The organism is Paenibacillus sp. J2L1-98, from assembly GCF_056269405.1.
Genome location: NZ_JBWDNW010000028.1, coordinates 51,730 through 73,137, shown reverse-complemented (window position 1 = coordinate 73,137; position 21,408 = coordinate 51,730). Strand labels below are relative to the sequence as shown.

21 protein-coding genes and 1 pseudogene are annotated in these 21,408 nt (G+C 43.9%); 10 read left to right on the top strand and 12 right to left on the bottom strand.

Translation table 11 applies throughout. The features are described from left to right. Positions 1-380: 380 nt before the first annotated feature. Complete coding sequence (locus AC0YNZ_RS28155; protein WP_475829752.1) at positions 381-707, bottom strand: GNAT family N-acetyltransferase; 327 nt, start codon at positions 705-707, stop codon at positions 381-383. A 74-nt stretch (positions 708-781) separates the two neighbouring features. Here AC0YNZ_RS28155 and AC0YNZ_RS28150 point away from each other — a divergent pair. The 4 genes and pseudogenes from AC0YNZ_RS28150 (at position 782) to AC0YNZ_RS28135 (ending at position 3,987) form a co-directional block, all read left to right on the top strand. After that, positions 782-1,355: pseudogene (locus tag AC0YNZ_RS28150) on the top strand (recombinase family protein). 304 nt (positions 1,356-1,659) lie between these two features. Further along, entirely contained in the window at positions 1,660-2,295 is a 636-nt protein-coding gene (locus AC0YNZ_RS28145) for a DUF6338 family protein (RefSeq protein WP_475829751.1), read from the top strand. 274 nt (positions 2,296-2,569) lie between these two features. Continuing rightward, positions 2,570-2,950, top strand: coding sequence for a TIR domain-containing protein (locus AC0YNZ_RS28140; RefSeq protein WP_475829750.1), 381 nt, complete (start codon positions 2,570-2,572; stop codon positions 2,948-2,950). Positions 2,951-3,033: 83 nt separating this feature from the next. Beyond that, on the top strand, positions 3,034-3,987 hold the full coding sequence (locus AC0YNZ_RS28135; protein WP_475829749.1) for a caspase family protein: 954 nt from the start codon (positions 3,034-3,036) through the stop codon (positions 3,985-3,987). Between the two features lie 148 nt (positions 3,988-4,135). On the opposite strand, the gene AC0YNZ_RS28130 is transcribed toward AC0YNZ_RS28135, so the two are convergent. After that, on the bottom strand, positions 4,136-4,360 hold the full coding sequence (locus AC0YNZ_RS28130) for a helix-turn-helix domain-containing protein (protein ID WP_475829748.1): 225 nt from the start codon (positions 4,358-4,360) through the stop codon (positions 4,136-4,138). Positions 4,361-4,491: 131 nt separating this feature from the next. On the opposite strand from AC0YNZ_RS28130, the gene AC0YNZ_RS28125 reads away from it, so the two are divergent. The 4 genes from AC0YNZ_RS28125 (at position 4,492) to AC0YNZ_RS28110 (ending at position 6,924) form a co-directional block, all read left to right on the top strand. Then, positions 4,492-4,719, top strand: coding sequence for a hypothetical protein (locus AC0YNZ_RS28125; RefSeq protein ID WP_475829747.1), 228 nt, complete (start codon positions 4,492-4,494; stop codon positions 4,717-4,719). 75 nt (positions 4,720-4,794) lie between these two features. After that, complete coding sequence (locus AC0YNZ_RS28120; RefSeq protein WP_475829746.1) at positions 4,795-4,989, top strand: hypothetical protein; 195 nt, start codon at positions 4,795-4,797, stop codon at positions 4,987-4,989. A gap of 158 nt (positions 4,990-5,147) precedes the next feature. Then, positions 5,148-6,380 (top strand): FtsK/SpoIIIE domain-containing protein, encoded by a 1,233-nt coding sequence (locus AC0YNZ_RS28115; protein WP_475829745.1) that lies wholly within the window; start codon positions 5,148-5,150, stop codon positions 6,378-6,380. Further along, a complete protein-coding gene (locus tag AC0YNZ_RS28110; RefSeq protein WP_475829744.1) occupies positions 6,277-6,924 on the top strand; it encodes a replication-relaxation family protein in 648 nt (215 codons plus the stop codon). The genes AC0YNZ_RS28115 and AC0YNZ_RS28110 overlap by 104 nt, the downstream gene beginning before the upstream one ends. Positions 6,925-7,630: 706 nt before the next feature. On the opposite strand, the gene AC0YNZ_RS28105 is transcribed toward AC0YNZ_RS28110, so the two are convergent. From AC0YNZ_RS28105 to AC0YNZ_RS28065, 9 genes are all read right to left on the bottom strand, one after another. Then, positions 7,631-7,777, bottom strand: coding sequence for a hypothetical protein (locus tag AC0YNZ_RS28105; RefSeq protein WP_475829743.1), 147 nt, complete (start codon positions 7,775-7,777; stop codon positions 7,631-7,633). A gap of 314 nt (positions 7,778-8,091) precedes the next feature. Continuing rightward, the gene (locus AC0YNZ_RS28100; protein ID WP_475829742.1) at positions 8,092-8,979 is read right to left on the bottom strand and encodes a hypothetical protein; all 888 of its coding nucleotides are present in this window, start codon (positions 8,977-8,979) and stop codon (positions 8,092-8,094) included. Positions 8,980-9,201: 222 nt separating this feature from the next. After that, positions 9,202-10,542 (bottom strand): relaxase/mobilization nuclease domain-containing protein, encoded by a 1,341-nt coding sequence (locus tag AC0YNZ_RS28095; protein WP_475829741.1) that lies wholly within the window; start codon positions 10,540-10,542, stop codon positions 9,202-9,204. Between the two features lie 212 nt (positions 10,543-10,754). Further along, the gene (locus AC0YNZ_RS28090; RefSeq protein ID WP_475829740.1) at positions 10,755-11,687 is read right to left on the bottom strand and encodes a pPIWI-associating nuclease domain-containing protein; all 933 of its coding nucleotides are present in this window, start codon (positions 11,685-11,687) and stop codon (positions 10,755-10,757) included. Positions 11,688-11,788: 101 nt separating this feature from the next. Continuing rightward, entirely contained in the window at positions 11,789-12,259 is a 471-nt protein-coding gene (locus AC0YNZ_RS28085; protein WP_475829739.1) for a relaxase/mobilization nuclease domain-containing protein, read from the bottom strand. Further along, on the bottom strand, positions 12,214-12,552 hold the full coding sequence (locus tag AC0YNZ_RS28080; protein WP_475829738.1) for a plasmid mobilization protein: 339 nt from the start codon (positions 12,550-12,552) through the stop codon (positions 12,214-12,216). The genes AC0YNZ_RS28085 and AC0YNZ_RS28080 overlap by 46 nt, the downstream gene beginning before the upstream one ends. Before the next feature lie 1,118 nt (positions 12,553-13,670). Then, on the bottom strand, positions 13,671-13,922 hold the full coding sequence (locus AC0YNZ_RS28075) for a hypothetical protein (protein WP_475829737.1): 252 nt from the start codon (positions 13,920-13,922) through the stop codon (positions 13,671-13,673). Positions 13,923-14,686: 764 nt separating this feature from the next. Continuing rightward, complete coding sequence (locus tag AC0YNZ_RS28070; protein WP_475829736.1) at positions 14,687-16,012, bottom strand: FtsZ/tubulin family protein; 1,326 nt, start codon at positions 16,010-16,012, stop codon at positions 14,687-14,689. Between the two features lie 7 nt (positions 16,013-16,019). After that, entirely contained in the window at positions 16,020-16,391 is a 372-nt protein-coding gene (locus tag AC0YNZ_RS28065; protein WP_475829735.1) for a hypothetical protein, read from the bottom strand. 408 nt (positions 16,392-16,799) lie between these two features. Here AC0YNZ_RS28065 and AC0YNZ_RS28060 point away from each other — a divergent pair, with 408 nt between their 5' ends. Further along, positions 16,800-17,468: a hypothetical protein gene (locus tag AC0YNZ_RS28060; protein WP_475829734.1), complete on the top strand. Its 669-nt coding sequence runs from the start codon at positions 16,800-16,802 to the stop codon at positions 17,466-17,468. Positions 17,469-18,213: 745 nt separating this feature from the next. Here the strand turns inward: AC0YNZ_RS28060 and AC0YNZ_RS28055 are convergent. After that, positions 18,214-18,996 (bottom strand): abortive infection system antitoxin AbiGi family protein, encoded by a 783-nt coding sequence (locus AC0YNZ_RS28055; protein WP_475829733.1) that lies wholly within the window; start codon positions 18,994-18,996, stop codon positions 18,214-18,216. Positions 18,997-19,598: 602 nt separating this feature from the next. Between AC0YNZ_RS28055 and AC0YNZ_RS28050 the strand changes: the two genes are divergently transcribed. Then, positions 19,599-21,140: an RCC1 domain-containing protein gene (locus AC0YNZ_RS28050; protein ID WP_475829732.1), complete on the top strand. Its 1,542-nt coding sequence runs from the start codon at positions 19,599-19,601 to the stop codon at positions 21,138-21,140. The last annotated feature ends 268 nt before the right edge of the window (positions 21,141-21,408 follow it).

The window sequence follows — 21,408 nt, the reverse complement described above, 5'->3', positions numbered from 1 at the left end:
CCAGTTTCTCGTCGAGCCATAAACCAGAAGAAGCGGAAGCCGTTCCTGCGGTTATCGAAAACAGACTAAACCCAACCAACGCAGCGGCCATAAACATTTTTATTCTCTTCAAATCCAACACTCACTCTCCCCCAACTAAAGGCTGAGTTTATTATCCTACTTGGATCATAATTTGTTAATATGTACCAAGAACTAGTTTTTTGTTGATATGTGTAGGCAGCGTGTTATTAATAACCGGTGAATTCTTACGATATTAACCAAGACATCATCCCACCAGAACATGTCATTTACACTAGTGCCATGTCGCATGCTCACTTATTCGAAGGATTTCGCCCTTACCAGAAATTTTACTAAGAGCGTGTGGATATCGGTTTTCATGCTCAGGGTTGTTTTGCATCTGGCATTTCGGCGACGTACCGTTCGTACAAGTGAGCGCTCCAGCCCCGACCGTCATAGCACCCGTAAAACGCAAATCCCTCACGGGCATAATACCTATTGAGCGCCGCGTTATCAGCCATACAATCTAGACGCAGCCAAGATTTGCCCTGGTTTTTGACATAGCGCTTGGCCCAATTGATCAGCCGCGTGCCGATCCCCATGCCTTGATAATCCCGGGAGACGGTCGGTCGATGTACATAGCCAGCATTCTCGTGGAACTGATCTCCCCAGACTCTGTTGGTGTCACAACTTAAAAGTTTTGAATCCATCCGAATGGCAACGTAGAATCAAGGCATAAAGTGGTGTCATATCTTAGTGTCAAATCGGGAAGGGGAAAATACATATAATTTACGGTTACGCACGGGTTTCAAGTTGGACAAGATCTTGAAGCGCAGATTTATGAATTGAAGAAGGTAGGGGCTATGGAAATCTATTCGGAGAAGTTTACCGGAACCAAGAAAGAACGTCCCGAATTTACAGCCGTTCTAAGCAGGCTACAGCCGGGGGATACGCTGATCGTTACTAAGCTGGATCGATTAGCTAGAAAAGCCGTAGATGCCATTACAGTGGTACGTGAATTGTTTAATAAAGGCGTAAAGGCTAATGTCATAAATATGGGCACGGTGGAGGATACAATTACAGGAAGGCTTATACTGACCGTGCTATTAGGATTCGCTGAGTTTGAGCGTGACATGATTGTAGAACGTACACAGGAAGGCAAGTCGATTGGAAAGTTAAAGCCAGGCTTCAAAGAAGGAAGAGCGCGGGGCTTTACAAAGACACAGATGGATCACGCGCTGCTAGATGGCGGTCACTCTTATAAGCAAGTCGAAGCCATGACAGACAGAAGCAAGTCAAGCTTGATCCGTGAACGCAACAGACGCAAGGCAAAGGCTGTTGCAGCGTTCGATGCCTAATAGGTGGACACGTGGAAGATCCGGACATCGCAGAGTGTGCCATGAGTTCCGCTGAGCTAGTTCGCCGTCGTCCGACGGGGTGGTTTTTTGTGTTCTTCGGAAGTTGAGAACCGGTGACGGGCATTATTGAAAGTGTTGATAAACCATTGAATCACGAATCACATCTATTCGGCTACAACATAATGGAGTGGTACAACGAAGTCTGCCGTGGATTCGTTGGAACTTGTAATTATTATAGTCGCATATTGACAGAATCTCTTATTAAATACTATCATTTTAATATGTTAAATATTGGGGGCATGAGATGGAAATAACCAAGGATACTATTTTGTATATTGCTTTATTTCTGGTACCAGGGTATGCCATGAATGCTGCTTATTCAAGTTTTGTTCCGCAAAGGCTTTTGGATCAACAGGCAGCCATACTGAGGTTTCTTTGTTTTAGTTTTCTTAACTATGCAATTTGGTTTTGGTTAATTCTTGATTTAATAGAGAAGAAATATTGGGAATCCCACCCAGTGCTTTGGATCACTTGGCTATTTTTAATACTGGTTGTTAGTCCATACATATTGGGTTTTTTAGCGGGAGTAGTGACATCTAAGGCATGGGTTAGAAAACTTATGCATCTAATTGGATTAAATCCAGTCCATGCCGTACCAACTGCGTGGGATTATGTGATGTCTGCGGGGAGTTGGGTAATTGTAACACTTAAAGATGGTTCAGTTATCTACGGACTGTATTCGAGTAATTCATTAGCTTCCACCATTCCCGAGGAGAGGGATATTTATATTGAATCAATCTATGATAGGAATGAGAATGGAGATTGGGTCTTAAAAGAAAGATCCAGTGGGGTGTGGATAACGAAAGACGAAATCCAGTTAATAGAATTTTTAGCCTATGAGAAAGGAGAAAGTGAAAATGGAGAAACGTCCAGCAAGTAACAGCGGGCATCAACAAAATGGATTACAACCATCGCAGATTCAAAAAGGTCTTCAACCAAGCCCCACAGCGAGCGTTGGTAGACCCCCATCAAGTGGATCAAGTGTACAGAAGCCGAAAAAATAATGGAAGTGGGAACAAGTATGCCTAAGAAACCACGCCCAAACGGTGGACACCAACCTGGACAAGGAAACCCAGGAACTCCTCCCAATACGGGAAGCAGTGTAGCGAAACCGCCACTCCGTTAATTAAAAAGAAAGATAGGGGGAAGGGAAGATGGCTTCAAAAAGAATCTTCATAAGCTTCGCAATAGAAGATGAGCGTTACAGGGATTTGCTGAAAGGACAATCACTGAATACAAAGTCTCAATTCACTTATACCGATATGTCAGCAAAACAGGCGTGGGATAGTAGTTGGAAAACAAATTGCCGAACTAGGATAAAGGGTTGTGACGGTGTTATTGCTCTATTAAGTAAGTACACTAGGAATGCTGATGGTGCAAAGTGGGAGATGCAGTGTGCAAATGAAGAAGGGATACCGATAATCGGTATACATATCTTTAAGGATGACAAGGGCCAAATCCCGCCTCAGTTAGTAGGAAAAAAAGTCGTTAACTGGACATGGGATTCTGTAAAAAACTTTATTGATTCTTTGTAATTTTTCTTGGGAGGGCTGAAAACAGTTCCTCCCCTTTTTGCATGAAGTCGATCAATTTCAGTTAAGGTGGTGACTAAATACGTATGCGGAAAGCGCTTATCGTAGGTATTGACTCATACGAGAAAGTTTCAAGTCTATATGGTTGTGTTAATGACGCCTATTCAGTTAAATCAGTTTTAAATCGTCACAGTGATGGGACAATAAATTTTGGAATTAAACTATTAACAGCAACAGGACCATCTAATCAAATTTCAAGAAGAGATTTAAAACAGCATTTAACAGAATTGTTCATTGATGATTCTGAGATTGCATTGTTTTATTTCTCTGGGCATGGTTATGTCGAAAGTACTGGTGGTTTCTTGGTTACTTCTGAGTGTTCTGCTGGTGATGAAGGGCTCTCAATGAATGAATTATTAAAGATGGCAAACGATTCGCCTGCAAAAAATAGAATTATCATATTGGACGCATGTAATTCAGGAATTATGGGGACACCTGACCCAGACGAGAATAAGGCTGTTCTAAAGGAAGGGACCACAATTCTAACTGCATCAAGTGCTATCCAATATGCAGTTGAGGAGAATGGATCTGGAGTATTCACCAACCTTTTTGTGGACGCACTAAATGGGAGTGCGGCAAATTTGGTTGGTGATATTACTCCAGGTAGCGTATATGCTCATATCGATCAGTCACTAGGGCCTTGGCAACAAAGGCCAATCTTTAAGACGAATGTTAAGAATTTTGTGACGCTTAGAGAAGTACAACCGCCAATCTCTTTGGATGAACTGAAGAAAATTGTTGACCTATTTCCGGAAAAAGGATATGAGTATGAGCTTGAGCCAAGCTTTGAACCAGAGAGTGATTCACCAAACCCCGAGAATACAGAGAAATTTTCAATTTTACAAAAGTATAATCGGATCAATCTTCTAGTTCCCGTTGGTGCCCCCCATATGTACCATGCTGCAATGGAATCTAAATCATGTAAACTTACAGTCTTAGGTGAACACTATTGGAATCTTGTGAAAAATGACTTGTTATAAGAATTATGGGTTGGGAGAACAGATATTTTAAAGGGCTGTTTTTTTATGCTTGAGCATGGATCTGGCTTGAGCCAGCCATGGGTATCATGCGGAGCCGGCGCTTCGAGACTCTTGTGTATACAATCCAAACAAACCTAAGTATACAAAATCAAATATCCCAAAATTGGTCAGCCCTAACGGAGGCGTCTATCTCCCGAAGGGCCTTCAATATTTTTTTCATGACTGTAGGACTTGGTATATACGCCTTTTTAGAACATGCTGCACTTGCTGTGTCTCGGTTAATTCTTGCGTGTTTAGATAATTCCTCTTGTGAGATCCCCTTCTGGTCAATCCACTTCCCTAATTCTGTACGTGGTTTTCCTAATCCGAACATTTTTAATCACCTCATCTATCAATCTGGACGAGATTATTAAAAATATACTAGCCTTCGGAAAGTTTTCCGAATATCGGACAAACGGCACCAAATACGATTGAGGTATACCACAGTCGACTGGAGGTGAACGAATGAAAACACTTATAAGCTTTCGGCTGCGGAAGGAGCTCGATGCGGATCTGATTGGGCAGAACATCGCGGAAGAAGATTTGCCGGATCTATGCCGTAATGGGCTCCGTTTAATGTTGGGAATTCGTACTTCGAAGCAGGTTGAGGTAAAAGAACGTCCATTAACGTTGCCAGCTGCTAAGGAACAAAAGGAATTGCCACGGCCTACCGTGTTCATTAATCCGCGTTAAGCGAAACGGTCGAACAGTTGAAGGTTAAACCGGAGTTTGGCCGCGTGAAGCTATGATCGAAAGGAGATGCTCAGTGTGGAAGCAGTAATTGGTTTTACTGCGATTGGGGGTATAGCCTTGCTGTCTGTTGTTGTAGAAAGGCGATTGTTATCTAAGGGTTATACCCGGGATGCGAAGTCAGTTCAAATCTTTGGTCGCTTTTTTCTAATCGGCTGTGCTGTATACATTGCTTACTCCTGGACAAAAGAAACGCTTCTTTTCTTCGTTTAACTATTCCGTAATTGGTCGAAAACAGTATTCCGTGATGTATGCGCCGGGTGCCGGTTAAACAGATGGCTCATCCAACCTTATCTATTCTGGCATTTTACTTGTCCCTTACTATTCCGCCAACTTGCAACTAAACTGGTGGTTTATAAGGAGGTAAAGACGTGATTTTAGAATCTATATCTGTGGGTTTGATTGTTGGTTCATGTATTTCTTTTATTAAATCTTTTTCTTATTCTTCTTCATCTTTATCTTTGGAGCTTCTAAGCATCTTTGAGCAAATGCGACTCGGTGTCCCTATTGTGGCAGGGAATAAGGAAATATGGCTGCTGCCCACGATTAACAAGGAAATCATTTATCCCTGGGGTCATCGGTTCCTGATTAACCTGCCGGTTGGGAAATCATCGTATGACGTTTTTATGGCGAAGCAAGCACTGAGTGAAGCGCTGCGGAAAGATGTTGAGATCAAATTCGATAATGGCCTTATCCTTGATATTTTCAACGAGAAGCTTCCAGAGATGGCACCGTATCATTATGCTCATCGCCAAGATTGGAAAGTACCTCTCGGGATCAATCAGCGGAAAGATGTGCATTATTTTGATTTCGATGCACCGTACCCTAATTTCCTTGATGGCGGTTTACCCGGCTCGGGTAAATCATGCGTCGCCCGGGTCATGTTAACGTCATTAATCAAAAACAAACATGACCACCTGCAGCTGTTTCTTGTTGATTTAAAAGCCGGCATTGAGTTCATGCTTTTTAAGGACCTCCAATGTGTAAAGGGATTTGCGATTACGCTTAATGAGCTATTTAACTGTGTAACTACTGTTGAGGGTATTATGGAGGATCGTTTGTCTCAAATGTATACAAGGAATATGCGGAAGTGGAACGGTGACCGCTGCGTGATCTTTATTGATGAATTGTCCGACCTTATTGAAACGGACCACGATCCACATAAGAAACTAAAGCAGCAGATTAAAGCTAAGTTGCGCGCAATCAGCGCCAAGGGTCGTGCAGCTGGTTGTTGGGTATGTCTTTCGACACAGCGACCTACAGTTAATTCGGTGCCCGGGGATATCCGGACCAACATTTCAACGGCAATAGCCTTCCGTACACGCGATGAAATTCAATCTCGGACGATACTCGATGCACCAGATGCAGCTTATTTGCCAGATATACCAGGTCGAGCGATTTACCAGCATGGGCATAAGCAGGAAATTATTCAGTGCTTTTATCTGGATGATACTGACGCAGAGAAGTTACTTGAGGACGTGCCGAGGAAGGTGGTTGAGCATGGCGATAACGAACCAAAACCTGATACAAGAATCGAGCCAACCATTGAACAAAAATCAGCTAAAGGTAAAAAGGTGGGAAAACGTTCTGTCGTACTTAAATAAGCTAGACTATTGTACGACGAGCCAAATTGAATCTTTAAAGCTCACAGGAGGAAAGCGAAACACGCTGCGGATCCTGAATGATATGGAGAAAGCTAAATTAATTTCATCATTCACGTTGGAGGAAAAAGTATTCTATCTCGCGGCAGCCGGCCGTAAGCTGATCGACTCTGAGAAGGTTCGCAAACGCACGCTGCATGTTCCGCATTACCTCATGAGGAATGATGTTTATATTCATTACCGTCCAGCTGTGTGGTATCCTGAGCAGCCGTTTGAATGGTTAGATGAAAAGATCATTCCGGATGCTTATTTCACTAAAAATAATCAGCATTATTTTCTTGAGATTGATCGCTCCCAATCGATGGTTAAGAATGAATCTAAAATTCAGTTGTATCAATCACTAAAGAACTCAGGACTATTTCAGAAGCGTTACGGAGCGTTTCCCGTCATTCTCTTCGTTACTTGCTCAGAGCACCGTCAGAAGCGATTGCGTGCGTTACTGGAGGGAATGAAAGCGGAGGTATTGACGAAAGAGAGTCTGAAATAACAAATCAACAATTACAAACGATATCTCGTATCCTAGCCTGGATGAATAAATCGATGAAAGTGTAAGCAGAAAATAAATCCCTAGACTGCCGCTATTTTATGGAACTATCGTTCCCGATAATTCAAGATGAAGGGCGAATTCCCGAAGCCTAATAAAGACTAAAACTTATGTTTTTGCATGAATAACAAGTAACGGAGTTTGGCAAAGGAGTAACCTTTTTTCCGCAATACATGCACTTTCTGCTTGAATTTATCTTGTCAGACCCTTCTTCGTTAATTTCAGACTTTATCGAACTTACTAAAATCTGATTACAATTCTCGCACTTGACATTTATATGATAACTTCTAACTAGATGTGTTTTATTACAGTTGTCGCATTTTATAAATATCAAACAATTTTCTTGCAAATAATTCTTAATAATCCCCTTTATTTTAGTTGCATTATTTTGAGTGAAATGATAATTTATATCAGATAATATCGTTTTTTGCGTACCAAGTAATCTTCTCAGTTTAGTCTCACAATCAACATCATTGTTACAAATTTCGTTAATCCACTTTTTTAAATCGTCTTTTATTAAGTTCACTTGTAACACCTCACCGAAAGTGTTCTTGGAAGTAGATCATTTTTCACTTAACGAATATTTCATGAATCTCTTATAATATGTAATTCAAAATAAATTCGCGAGTTGATTAAATTATCCTGCCAATTAGTTGAGCGCAGGGCTGCCGCGCGGCAGCCCTTTAGTATTTATCGTATCCGTTAGAATCAACTTTGTCTCTGGCAGTCCACCTTCAATCGTTGTTCTGACTTGCTCTCGATCCAGTTCATCATAGCCGACGACCGTTATTTTCATTGGCGGCGTTTCCCCATTCAAATCCCATATCATCGGCATTTTCGTTATGTGTCGGTAGATTCCTCTGTCTCTCGTTGTTGGTCAATTAACCATATATCAAACTCCTTTTCTTTTTGGGGTTCCGCCAACATTTTAACGGTTTTATACGCTAAGCATTAGCGGACGTGCATTTTCCCCGTTCCTGCCGACCTTAGCGGACATAGAAAGCCGTTTTTTCATCGGTTGATGACCGCTAATGATGTTTAGTGGTCATTCGCTTAGAGTAGGAAAATTCGACTTTTTATGTGCTATAACGTCCTTAGCGTATATTTTCGTTAGTTTGCTGGCGGAACCCATTCGAGCGTAGGAGCAGGTGTATTAGAGCTGTTGTAACTATTACATACCGGGCAATGGAATACAATGTTCTTTAGCTGAGATACTCCCATTTGAATAGCGAGTGGAAATTCGCAACAACCACAGACGAGATTATAGCTACCATCTTCCGCCCCAATCATAAATGGATCACGATTGTCACTATCTCCCCTAGTCAATACTGCAGCTGTTCCCTCTGCGGGCTCTGGAATTACTTCCAATCTGATTTTCTGCGGATTAAACAGCAGTTTTACTTGAGCTAGTTCTTGTGCGCGTAAGACGTCAATAAACGTAGTTTCTTTTGTTACAATTTTATGTTTATTGCCGAGAGCATCAATACAGATTAATTTATACTTTTGAACTGTTTTTCTGTGTAATGAAATTGGACCTTTAAAAACAACGAATCCATGGTTGGGTACCCCATACTCGTAGGGCTCATTTTTTTTATAAATCAATTTTTTTTCAAAATCAGACATATCTAAATCTAAAATCTTTAATTCTTTAGTGTCTTCAATTGAGTGAACTCTTTCAAATTTTTTATATTTTTTATCGACTTTGATATAGAATTCGTAGTGAAGAACATGTATTAAACTTTTTCTTTTATTGATTAGATAAGGATACAAGACATAAGCCGTGTAAGGTTGGCCCTTATCCCGCATCTCACCTTCCAGTATACATAATAATTTTCCAGTAATTTTTGCTTTCGACGAGAAATGGTTGTAAAGTAAAGTCCCCCATCCTGATAATCCTACAATTGCAGATACGATCATAGCGCTTGCAGCTACGATTACAGTGATTGCAGCTACGATCTTAGGATAATCTGGATTCGAAAGAAGATCCGAAAGATTCATAATTTCTCCCCCAATATAATGGCTCTTTGGTAATCGCCGGCGTGCTTCCCTCAGGCGATATGATTAAACGGTGCTTCCGATTATCTTCCAGATTAATCCACCAATCCAATTCTGTAAAGTTTTATCTTTTGAATATTCTTCCAGTATTCGAAACGTGACGGCATCTGCCGCGCATGATGCGTTATACGACGTGGTGGCATGGGATTCCTTTATGAAGTACCATTACCGCTCCCGATCCTGCCCGCCGCGCTTCTGCTGCCGAACCTTCTTCGTCTCCTGCTGCCTCTTTTGCTGTTCAGCCTCCCGCTGGACAGCCTCACCCGCTTTGATCAGCGCATCTAGCGCACTGCCAGCGTCAGCAAAAGATAGACCACTATGCCCCCGATCAGGCTGGAGAGGCTCACTATCCCGATTTTGGCCAACTGGTGCGAGAGCGGAACCTTCGCCCGGATCGTCATTTCCAGAAATCCGCGTGTCAGCTCTTGCTTGAGATGGTTTACTTCCTGTAATGCCTGCGTCAGCTGCCGCTGCTTCTCGATCTGGTGTTTTTGAATCGTCTGGACCAGTTCTTCTTCCTGCTTCGTCAGTCCGCGTACGGCCTGATCCATTCGCTTCAGCAGCTCCTGCTTCTCCTGTTCGCTGTCCTCCAACCTCCGCGCGATCTGGCTGAAGTACTCCCCTACGACGATCTGCTGTCTCTGGACCGAGCGCAGCAGTTCCTTCATCTCCTGGTACGAGACGGCCTGCATCGGTTCGTCGGCCAGCTCCGGCATGGGTTGCTCCGGATGATCCTCGCTCCATATCGTCTCTTCCCGTTCGTTCATCGGTAGTTCGGCCCGCTTTCTGCTTTGCATAGACATCTTCTATTCCCTCCTTGGTATAAGCGGCCCCAAGCGTTTTGCCGCGTACATATTTTTGCTTTTCCGGATGTAGAAAGCTCACGTTTTTATTTTGGATTTTCATTTCAATTTCGTACTGTTGTTTTAAGAAACGTTGCAGATCTGGCAGGCTCGACGTTTGCGAGACCCCTTTTTCAACGGCTGTGCGTAGTTCATCCTTCCATAGCAACTCTCCACGATCTACAAGCTTGTATTCCGCCTGTGTGAATCGTTCCTTGGCGGTGGCCTGCTCTTTCAAGAAGGCCAGCCCTTGCCCCCGGCACAGTTCATTGGAGTGCTCCCGGATCGTATAGAGATGCGCACGGTCTGATTGGTATTTCTTGCCGCTCTCGAACGAAACGGCGTTAATGACGATGTGATTATGGATGTGCGCCTTATCGGTATGCGTATAAATGAGCACTTCGTGGCCGGGCGCGATCCGCTCGGCCAGCTGGCGGCCAATGTCATTGGCTAGCTGCGCCGTGACTTCTCCCGGCACGAACGACTGGATCACATGATGCGCCTGTATATTATCATTTTTCTCCCAATCCTCCCGAGTGCGGCGCAGCTGCTCCTTGGCAAATTCCGGATCACAATTGAATCCGTCGCGCTCTTCCGCACGCTTGGCGCAATAATTAATCAGTTTGCTCGCGTTTTTCGTCGATAGGAGCTTAATAATTGCCATAATCGTTCTAACTCCCTTCGGGCGTCGTTGTTCCGAGAAAATAAAGTATTAGACTGGATTTGTTGATCCTTTGCGGATTTCTGAATTGCTGAACCGTCAGGCTCCGAATAATAAGTGTTAGACTGACCCCAATATAAACCCAGCGGCAGTCTTGGACTGAAAAATAAGTCCTAGACTGCTGACGGTTTATTGAACTAACGCTCTCCGATAGCTTAAAAACGCTCAGTTGGATCAAAGTCTCTCCTATCATCATCCCCGATGGTTTCCTCCATCTCATCGACGGACCAATGTTCCAAGTCCTCGTCTTCTTCATCACCATAAAAACTATCTGTATTGACAATGATATCATCGGTTTCGATAGTGATTTCTAGCGGGTCATTGACATCTAGTTGAAGTTTAACAACATACGGATAGGAACTTTCAATTCGAATGCCGTCTCCCCGCTCGTAGTCCCCGTCGGAGCCATACTGATGCTCGATATCAACATTACCACTTACTTGGACATCGATATGCTGATGATCAATTGACCTCACAATGATTTCCTCAATGTCGCTTCCTTCGACAAGATAATGTGTAGACAAGATGTCAACTTCACCCAATACGTCTTCAATTGTGGCCGATGAGATCGCTTTATGCAGAGATACTTCCAGCGCCTCAGAAACCATTTCTTTCAGTTCTTCGATGTCTTCAAAGAATCTTTGTACAGCAGATAAAGTATCCTCCACGAGCTTGTTCCCGGTAACATGATCCACGTTAAACGTGCTTTCATTGTAGTGAACGTAAATGCTGAGTTCGTCTACCGCCTGTTGTGTTCTGTCTGTGATAAATGATAGGTCAAGCTTAAGCACGTCGGTCACGAATTCATCCGATAGTCCCCCGCGAATCGCATACTGCATTTTTTCCGTTCGTTTAGGTGTCGTTTTTTTGCCATTGTCGTCGTCCCACCATCCACATAGTACGACACTTGAATTTGGAGCTAAACGATCAATGACATGATTAACTAGTTCCCTAATCCCTAAAGAGAAGAATGCGTAGCGTAATGGATTTGTTTCAGATGACAGTGCATCGAGCGATGCCGTAAACGCATCAACTTCCATTGTTCTCTTTAGATATTTTTGAATCACGTGTCTCGGCATTTGTTTCATGGCTTTGACCCACCTTATCTAGCAATTGATAGTTTCAGTCTAATACTTTATTTTCTTGGGACAGTCGTCCGTATGAACGGCTCGCATTTGACCTTAATGAGTCAGCCTTCGATGAATCGTTCTTTGGCGGTAGCCTGCTCTTTCAAGAAAGCCAGACCCTGCCCCCGGCACAGTTCATTGGAGTGCTCCCGGATCGCATAGAGCTGCGCACGATCTGAATGGTATTTCCGGCCGTTCTCAAACGAAACGGCGTTAATGATGATGTGATTATAGATGTGCGCCTTATCGGTATGCGTATAAATAAGCACTTCGTGGCCGGGCGCGATCCTCTCCGCCAGCTGGCGGCCAATGTCACTCGCCTGCTGCGCCGTGACTTCTCCCGGCACAAACGACTGGATCACATGATGCGCCTGCACGCTTTCGTTTTTCTCCCAATCCTCCCGTGTGCGGCGCAGCTGATCCGTGGCAAATTCCGGATCACAATTGTACCCATCGCGCTCTTCCGCACGCTTGGAGCAATAATTAATCAGTCTGCTCGCGTTTTTCGTCGATAGGAGCTTAATAATTGCCATAAGCGTTCCAACTCCCTTCGGGCATCGTCCGCTTGAACGACTCGAATCTGGCCTTGATGCGCCAGCTTTGTCAGCTGGTTCAAATTATTTCCGAGCATGCGGATCTGTTTGGCGATCTCTGTCGCATCCTCCTTCCGTATGAGAGGGGACTCTATATCCTGATTTAACCCGAGTTCACGCAAAAAAGTAGGCATCGTCTTTTCCGCCAAAGCCGCTTTTGCACTTAACATCTCGTATTCCTCGTCCGTGAGCCGAACCAATACGGATTTGTTTCGCTTTCGATTTTCACTCAATTCTGCTTTCTCCTTTCTTGCCTATTCACTTCATCCTCATGGCGCTCATGCCCGCGGGCATGAAGCCGTCACCCTAAAGGGGGCGCAGCGGCAGCGGAGCAGCCGCTAGGCTTGACGAGCGGTTCGTTACACCGACCCTAACCGGTGCCCTCCGAACCCTGCGTTCGGAGGGCTGGCCCCCGCCGAGGGAGAGTGGAGTGCAGAGGACAGTGTCCTTTGCGCCTCCCCGGAGGGGACGGGAGGGGCGATCCTGACCGGATCAGCCCGCAAACCTTCTAACCCCAAAACCAGCCCGTCATTTTGACGGGTTAAGGCAGCCCGTCGCTTGCGACGGGTGGAGGTGGAAACCACCTCCAAGAAAGGAAAAACCTTCATCCTCCTCTCAGTATAAGTGCGTTCTCGGAGGATGGCAAGATTCGTCTACGGATATCCGCGATTCCGATTTCGCTGCCGCTCATCGTTCTCTCGGATATCCTCCGTCATCTTGCTGGGCCTGCCGCCCAGACCCGCCTGGTGGCTTCGCCCCCAGACCCCCAATCGTTTGCGCTGCGGCGCATGCCTCAACGATCCCTAAAGTTGAATATCAATATTCAACTTTAGGGATCGAAAACAACCTCATACGATGGCTCGTATGAGGTCATGTCTGCCCACTTCTTTACTCCGCAGCCTATCTGCTGCGACTCTCGGTCTTGGCGCATTAATTCATCAGTGGTGGAAATGGTGGGGATGAGGAGTTCAATATAGGGATCACCTCACGAAACGGAAAAAATCGTACGCTAAGCAATTCATTACATGAAAAAACCGGACCCTTTATTCTACAAAGGAATCCGGTTTTCGTAATCGGGTAGCTAGAACTCGTTGAACGTTTCCCGTAACGCTTCATTCTAATTTTTTGGGTGAGTATTTCGGTGCAATGGAGCCGCTTGGTTAATGTGTCAGAGCCACGGTGTTAGCGAATCAGAGCCACGCTCACAGTAAAGAGAGCCACTCCAATTTAGATGGCTCTCTCACGTTTATTTTGAGCTATAGTACCCGTTAGTTGAATAAACCCCATTTTCGGTAAATGTGTTCTCTACATTCTTATTTCAACGTTATAAATGGTCCTATGAAGAAAATGCTTATTTTTTAAAATTCAACCATTTTTTCTGACTTTCTGGAGATGGATCCCCATCAGCAGCTTTAAGTGTTCCATCCATCCATCTAGAATTCACATCGTCCTCGGCACAATCTTTACATAAACTTTCTGATAGATCCTTATCATAATCCCATTCAGCACTTCTACTATAAAAATGATTAAACCATGATCTAGTTTCGCTCACATTAAAATGCTTTTCGCATTTTGGGCATATCATATTATTTTCTCCTTTCAAGACGTGAATTACCTCTAGTCATCATCTCCGCCAAAACCATATTTAATATTCTCATGTCCACAGTGCGGGCATGTGACGTATGCATGAGCATTATCTCCGTCTTCCCAAGGAAGAGTTAAATCGCCGCCAGACAACGATTGTTGACAGTTTTCACATGTATCCATTATTTCACTCCACATATCTTATTCTTTACTCAAGCAGATTCCTTTGTATAAGCGTTTACCCATGTTCGATGTTCTTCTAATGAATATCCATATTTCTCAATTCTACATAGAGCAATATTATTCCTGCTTATGGAATAAAACTGCCAGTTAGCTTAATCCCCTCTGGTCTGCTGCTTGTCATAATGAACTATACCTCAAACTTACGTCAGCCGTGGGAACAAATCGCGTCAGATTAGGATCGGTTCATGATTTATCTGACGGTTTCATCGCAACTTCTAAGGGTTCAATCTGACAGGAGTGCTGTTAACGTACGATTTTTTCCGTTTCGTGAGGTAACCCCAATAGAAGAGTATCTAAACCACAGAATTCGGTAGGAACTGTTCAGTAGCCTTGGCAGCGATGCTTTCGGTCATAGCCCGATAAAAGCTACCTAAACACAAAAAAGCCGCTCTCATCATTTGAGCGGCTACCTATTCCTGTTAATCGTTTTATGCTGATTGCTGTGGATTTAATTAGATTATGTGTTACACAACATCACTTATAGTTACAGTGTGTGCTCTCTTATGTGATGGGTGTTGCAACATTACGATGAAGTTCTAATTATGTCGCGAATGGATTTTTCTTTACAGGTTTATCACCCTGACCTTGAGGCTGGCTGAAAGGATTGCCTCCGGTCCGACGTGCCTGGGTAGCTGCTGCTATTTGATTATACGCTAGCTTGTCTCCCATTTGAAATCCGCTGGCCCCACGCTCTCTTTCCTCGCGGATCCGGCGCAGCTCTTCTGCCTCTTGTCTGAGGTTGCGCGCCCTCTCCGGAAGTCCAGCCATACTTGCAATTGTTAAAACGATCGCGTGACGCTGGCTGTTGGAGCTGGCGAAACCGGGATAAAACGCGATGTTGGGCATTTCTTGTTTCATTTTGGTTCGGATGATCTCCAGCGTATCTTGATTGAGTACGTTCATCCGATCTTTTGGCATGACCACTACGAGTGCCATGCTCCGCATATCCTGCTGATAATTAAATCCATTGGCCAAGACGTTTTTCCCTTTGTATGTGCTAATGATTTGGGCAATCAGATCCTCCTTGGACTTCATTTCATCCAAGTTGATTTTCTTCTTCGCAAAGGTCAGGACCCCGCCTGTCATAAGCACATGGTTCATCAAATCTGCAGCATCAAGGGTAATATCACTCTCTAAGCTCGTCACCACATTCCATTCATGAAGAGTCCCGGCCAATTTATAGTTGCTATAGAAGTCCCAAGTCAAGTTTTGCGCTTCGGGCTCGCTTAAGTGATCTTGAACGATCTTCTCATTATCCAAGATGATGATGTTTTCCAAAGCCCGGTACCGTCCGCCTTCTCCATCCTCGCGAACCTCCTGGAGCTTAGGCACGAGTTCCGCCATTGCATTGTATGCATTTAGGCTTTCTACTTCGTCTGGCCGCGGCAATGCCGTAATGGCGGCAACCGGCTTGCCCAAATAATCCGCTACCGCATCGCACAATACATTGATACTGCCGGCGCCAGTGCCGCCCCCCATTGCACTGACCACATAGATCATTTTGCAGCTGGCCATCACATTTGAGATGGCATCGAAGATGGCAGCGCCGTTTTTCGTAAAGGCTTCCTTGCCAACCTCCGGATTTTTGCCTACGCCATTTTCATATCCCTTAAGGGCAAATTGCAGATGGCCGGGGATGTTCCGCAGGCTCCGCATATCACCGAGGTTGCTGTTGACGATCATGCATGGATAAATCGGTTCTCCGTCTTTTGGCGATCGAATGCCTGCAAAAGCATCGACAATCTTGGATCCGCCTTGACCAATACCGATAAAGCCAAATGGAATGCTTGCAGTAGCGTTTTTTTGCGTGACAAAACCTTCTAACGGCCAAATACCGTCAATCGATTTTACGGATTTTTCATTCATGTTCTTCTTACACCTCTTCTTCCATGAATTTAGAAACAATTTTCGTGCCTTTTAAAATCAGAGGATCTGCCTCAAACATTTGGGCCAAAATCCCTTTCGCGACTTCCCCATGCTGGGTGAGAAAGTACCGATTTGCTGTGCCATCTACCCAACTGTCAATAAACATGGCCCCTTCAAGCTTCGCGAGTGCTTCATTGATTTTGTGCCTGTATTTCTGTGTTTTGGTTTCATTTCCTTCAATCGCATGGAATCGCTGAGCGATTTCCGTTTTGGAGATATCCTTCTCCGTCATGATCAGATAAAAGATATCAAGCACGCTTTCACGAAAGATCTTTTTACATATCGCTTCAATTTCGATAACGGGTGTATGGGACGACATCGATATGGCAAACCCCCTCTCTCTATGACAAAATCGCACATAATATCACATTGAATGATGTAATGTTAACTACTGTTACACTAAGTAACACATATGTAGTGTAACATAGGCGGATTCCGTCCGGCAAGAAATTTTATCCATCTATAGATTGAGGATATATACTATAAAACCATTGATTTCATATCGAGAATATATTGAGTTTAGAGTATATATTGACGATAAATACTTGAAAACAAAGGCTTTTTGAATACTTTTATATTTAATAGTGAATACTTTTGCTATAATAGTTTTATTGATAGGGAGTCGATAATTCGTCGACTTTAGAGAATATATCGCCAATAGAAGATAAATGGATATCCTCAATATATTGACCAGAGCGAATATCTTCGCATGAAAGGGGCATTCACGTTGGAATTCGAGGGACATAAGCAATTAAACGATTTTTCGGAGGCTGCCGGCCGGCATCATACCACGATCAATAACTGGTTTAACTTTTTGGAACAACGGCGAATTCATTATGTGAATCGAACCATTGGACCGAAGAAAGAACGAATCTTTGATGTGCTCGATTATCGGATCGCAAAGTACATAGCCGCTAAACGTGAGGATAAATGGAGTATGGATGCGATATATGATCAACTGCCGAAAGAAGAGACGATCGAACTTCGCCCGTTTCCGCCCGATTTTGAAGGGGAAACCAATAACCAATTGGCTTTACTGGAACAGCTGCGTTATAAATTCAGCGAGGAGATCCGCCAGGAACTAAGCCTCGCCTTGGACCAAATCAAATCTGATTTGACTACTTTGCTTCCGCCCCCTGAAGATCCTGCCGTCGAACGCGATCGGTACGTGACTCGATGGCTCACCGAACAGAGAATAGAAGGACGACTAGAAGAGGAAGCGATTGAGGCATGGAACAATTTGCCTGTATCTGAACGAACAAGAAAGAGAGGATTATTGGGACGTGAAGAAGATCCTATAAAACGGCAAGATTTTATTCGGCAGTATGTTAGAAAACATAAACCAGTGAGGTTTATGGCTGAGTATGGTTTAGAAGGAAATGAAGATAAACAATAGACGCCACGCGAATAGACGAGCATCTAAACGGCGAAAGATTGAACGGGAGCTGTAGAACAAATAACGGGGGGGCGATTATGATGTACCTCTGGTGTTCTCAATGTGAACGCGTACATTTAAAGAGCAGATGGACGCATAACGGAATCTTAAAAAACGGACAATGCCCGAAAGGTAATGATTAGCGATAAGGCATCGACTGCCAATAGATCGGCTTGTCGCATTTGATGCACATGTATACGGTAAAGTGGTGACTGGCATGTAGTGCCTTATTGAATGTGAGGTGCTTTCCCTTCATCGCGGCCCTACATTGGCATATGCCGTCGTTGTATAGGTCGTTTTTTTTGATTGGTTCGGTCATTTCGTCCCTCGATTGTTTTCTGCCATTATAAAATAAAGAAGAACTCCTATGTAAGAGCTCTTCTACAATCATCTTTGCCGGCACTCCGCCGTTATTTCTTTGCTGGAGGCTGCTGGATCTCTCGGATCTGCTGTTCATGCACGGCTCGCTGACGCTCGATCTGATGGTTTACTAGGTTAGCCTATAACAAAACGAAAAAGCCGCCCGGATGCTTTCCGAGGCGGCTCTCTTGTACGCGTGCTTCGCGATTTCCTATATAATACCATATGAAGGCCCGAGCTGTCTATTCCCCATTAAGCTTCGCTTGAGGATGGACTGCTTTATTTTTTTGTGATAATCTTTTCTCCAGTTTTCAATTTTGAGGTCTCATTTATACAAAAGCAAGGCTTAGTCCGTATATGCAATCTGTCCGCTATAACTCGGTATATGTTCTCTTAACTGTTTTGCATAACTTTTAGGGATCAGTATTCGACTAATATCACTGATATCAAACTGCAAATTTCCTACTAAACGCCATTCTCTTTCCATGTAATAGTTATCCAGATCATCATCTGTTTTGGAAGCGTCGAAGGGCTTGATAAAGGCAAATATATGCTTTATTAAGAATTGGTTCACTTCTTTTAATGTAGCTAATTTTTTTGATATCTCTTCTCGCTGCACACCTTCTCTATATTCCTCTTCTCTTAAAAAATTCCTGATATCAATCCAACAATTAAAATATTTCTTTATATTTTCTTTGTATAATTCATCTCTGGAAATAGTCTTATACGGAGAAGGCCTTGTTGTCCAATTACCGTTTGGTACGATCTTGGAAATATCCAGTATTGTATCATTTGCATTTTGAACAACATAAAGTACTGGATTTGCTCCTTTCTCAACAAGGAATTGTTTATTAAAGGACAAGCCAAAGTTGCTGTATTTTCCCATATGGAGATGTAAGTCATGTATCGGAATATCTGCGTAACAGGTTATGCTAGGGGTGACAATATCCTCTAAATTTGATGCTTGAAAATTGATATTTATATTACCAGAGATAGTAGGACTAAAAGGGTCATGAAGAATCCATCCATCATTAATAATCTTTATCAGAAGGTCAAATCTTTGCCCATCGTGTAGATGGCGTCCTACAAAATGTGTAAGTTCATTTGAAACATAATTTTGAATTGGCATCTTAATACTACACCCCCATATATAATCACCAGATACAAATTTATTCTATTAAAGAAGGCCAGTTTCCTCCATTTCACCATTTTTTGTTAAGTTTCCAGTTAAGCCTAAAGATATCCTTGCAGATTAACACGGAATAGAATGCCTCATAGCGCTCTTTCGTTGGGGGTTATCGATCTTAGCAGATAGCGTTATTGATTCGCTATGCTCTTGAATTCCTGTGCCATACTTGATTTTGACGCGCTATTCAAATGGTTTTCCTTAATCAAAGGCTTTCTTGAATTGACGTAGCGCAGTAGAATGAAGCGGCACAGATCGAGATGAAAAGATTGTTGTTCAAGGAATGAAGTATTAGACAGGAGTTGTTGATCACATGCGGCTTTTCGAATTACAATCTCGTCAGAATTCGTAAAATAAGTATTAGATGATCTGACTTTACTTTATGTAACATTTAGTAAATTCAAGTAAAACAATGAAAAAGTCATGAATCTCAACAATGGAGTTATGATATTTTTGGTAGTTTTGGTTTAATAGTGCATTGGGCAGATCCATAGATTCCGGTGATATGGTAGATTTAAGGTAAAAAATGGTTGGAGTGAAGATGGATGAAACGACGGTTTATGCTTTTAGTTTGTGCCTTTCTGATGCTGACGCTTCTTGTACCCATTCAGACAACTGCCGCGGACTCCAGTTCCGCGGTGGCAGCAGCGAGTTCGACATCAGGTGTAACGATGGTTGCAGGAGAAATCATCCATACTCTCGCTCTCCAAAATGACGGGACGGTCTGGGCATGGGGATCAAATACCGAAGGCCAGCTGGGCGACGGGACCAGAAATAAGCAATTGACTCCCGTTCAGGTGCAGGGTCTCAATTCGGTAGTCGACATTGATGCAGGGTCGTACCATAGTTTAGCAGCTAAAAACGACGGGACGGTCTGGACGTGGGGATCGAATGACAACAGTCAACTGGGTGACGGGACCAAAATCGATCGATTGACGCCCATTCAGGTACAGGGTCTCAGTTCGGTAGTCGCCGTAGATGCGGGAACACACCATAATTTGGCATTAAAGAGCGACGGGACGGTCTGGGCGTGGGGTTTGAATTATCACGGCCAACTGGGCGACGGGACCAACAATGAGCGATTGACTCCCGTTCAGGTGCAAGGTCTCGATTCGGTGACCGCCATAGATGCGAGCCGTGGGCGTAGTTTGGCAATTAAAAACGACGGGACGGTCTGGACGTGGGGATGGGATGAGAGCATGGGCGATGGATACCCCGAAATTGATCGGTCGACTCCTGTTCAGGTACAAAATCTCAGTTCGGTAGTCGCTGTAGATATGGGCTCTTATCATAATTTGGCATTAAAGAGCGACGGAACCGTATGGGCGTGGGGAAACAATGAATATGGCCAACTGGGCGAAGGAACGGTAAAGATTCGTAATACTCCCGTTCAAGTGCAGGGTCTCGATTCGGTAGTTGCTATTTCAGCAGGCCTTTGGCATAGTTTGGCGGTCAAAAGCGATGGGACTGCTTGGGCATGGGGATCGAATGATTACGGCCAACTGGGCGATGGAACGCATACGGACCGATCCACTCCTGTTCAAGTACAGGGTCTCAGTTCGGTGGCCGCCGTCTCATCGGGCCATTGGCATAGTCTCGCCGTCGAAAACGACGGAACCGTATGGGCGTGGGGAAGTAATTGGACGGGCCAACTCGGCGATGGAACTACAAAAGATCGTTTGACTCCCATTCAAATTCAAACGAAATCTGACTTCCAGCTTTCCGATTCCAAAACTTTTTCAGACGGTCGGTACAATTATGAGTATTCGTTATATTACGGGTACATTTCGTCTCCAGGCCAAGTATTGAGTGGATTTTGGAGCCCCCCTAAAGGCTATCATGGGGTCGTTAATGTCTCCATGGGTTCTCCGTATGGAGAAAATTATGACCTTAGTCTGGAGACCGTGGGCGAGGGTAACCGATTGCTGGAAGATACGACGTTACTTACAAATGGTACCGAGTACAGTGCTACCGAGGTGCCCGGAGGTTACAGAGCGGAGTGGAGAGTTAAGGGACATACGGGCAATGATTATAGTCGGGATAAAAAGGTTTTCGTCTATGTGAGCATCAAATATGATAATCACTGAAGATATTGCTATGTTTTCGGAAACTTAATGGTCGGCCGCGGGGTCTCCCCGTGGCCTTCTTTGCACCCGCGATTTGTTGATAAGGCCGGACGCAGATCCTAGGCCTCCAGAAGCCTTTCCTTCATGAGGTCCCTCCCCCTCTCATTAAATGCCTCTTCACATCTCTAAATGACCGATTGTTGACTGAACAACCAGATTTCCGTCCATATTGAGTTCATTCAATGCGAAATATACCAATGTTTGTGTTGATATTTTTGGTAGATTTGTT

Excerpts from the sequence above, each read along its gene's own strand:
- AC0YNZ_RS28155 (WP_475829752.1), bottom strand. The coding sequence starts at position 707 with ATGGATTCAAAACTTTTAAGTTGTGACACCAACAGAGTCTGGGGAGAT.
- AC0YNZ_RS28145 (WP_475829751.1), top strand. The coding sequence starts at position 1,660 with ATGGAAATAACCAAGGATACTATTTTGTATATTGCTTTATTTCTGGTA.
- AC0YNZ_RS28140 (WP_475829750.1), top strand. The coding sequence starts at position 2,570 with ATGGCTTCAAAAAGAATCTTCATAAGCTTCGCAATAGAAGATGAGCGT.
- AC0YNZ_RS28135 (WP_475829749.1), top strand. The coding sequence starts at position 3,034 with ATGCGGAAAGCGCTTATCGTAGGTATTGACTCATACGAGAAAGTTTCA.
- AC0YNZ_RS28130 (WP_475829748.1), bottom strand. The coding sequence starts at position 4,360 with ATGTTCGGATTAGGAAAACCACGTACAGAATTAGGGAAGTGGATTGAC.
- AC0YNZ_RS28125 (WP_475829747.1), top strand. The coding sequence starts at position 4,492 with ATGAAAACACTTATAAGCTTTCGGCTGCGGAAGGAGCTCGATGCGGAT.
- AC0YNZ_RS28110 (WP_475829744.1), top strand. The coding sequence starts at position 6,277 with ATGGCGATAACGAACCAAAACCTGATACAAGAATCGAGCCAACCATTG.
- AC0YNZ_RS28105 (WP_475829743.1), bottom strand. The coding sequence starts at position 7,777 with ATGAAAATAACGGTCGTCGGCTATGATGAACTGGATCGAGAGCAAGTC.
- AC0YNZ_RS28100 (WP_475829742.1), bottom strand. The coding sequence starts at position 8,979 with ATGAATCTTTCGGATCTTCTTTCGAATCCAGATTATCCTAAGATCGTA.
- AC0YNZ_RS28095 (WP_475829741.1), bottom strand. The coding sequence starts at position 10,542 with ATGGCAATTATTAAGCTCCTATCGACGAAAAACGCGAGCAAACTGATT.
- AC0YNZ_RS28090 (WP_475829740.1), bottom strand. The coding sequence starts at position 11,687 with ATGAAACAAATGCCGAGACACGTGATTCAAAAATATCTAAAGAGAACA.
- AC0YNZ_RS28085 (WP_475829739.1), bottom strand. The coding sequence starts at position 12,259 with ATGGCAATTATTAAGCTCCTATCGACGAAAAACGCGAGCAGACTGATT.
- AC0YNZ_RS28070 (WP_475829736.1), bottom strand. The coding sequence starts at position 16,012 with ATGAATGAAAAATCCGTAAAATCGATTGACGGTATTTGGCCGTTAGAA.
- AC0YNZ_RS28065 (WP_475829735.1), bottom strand. The coding sequence starts at position 16,391 with ATGTCGTCCCATACACCCGTTATCGAAATTGAAGCGATATGTAAAAAG.
- AC0YNZ_RS28055 (WP_475829733.1), bottom strand. The coding sequence starts at position 18,996 with ATGCCAATTCAAAATTATGTTTCAAATGAACTTACACATTTTGTAGGA.
- AC0YNZ_RS28050 (WP_475829732.1), top strand. The coding sequence starts at position 19,599 with ATGAAACGACGGTTTATGCTTTTAGTTTGTGCCTTTCTGATGCTGACG.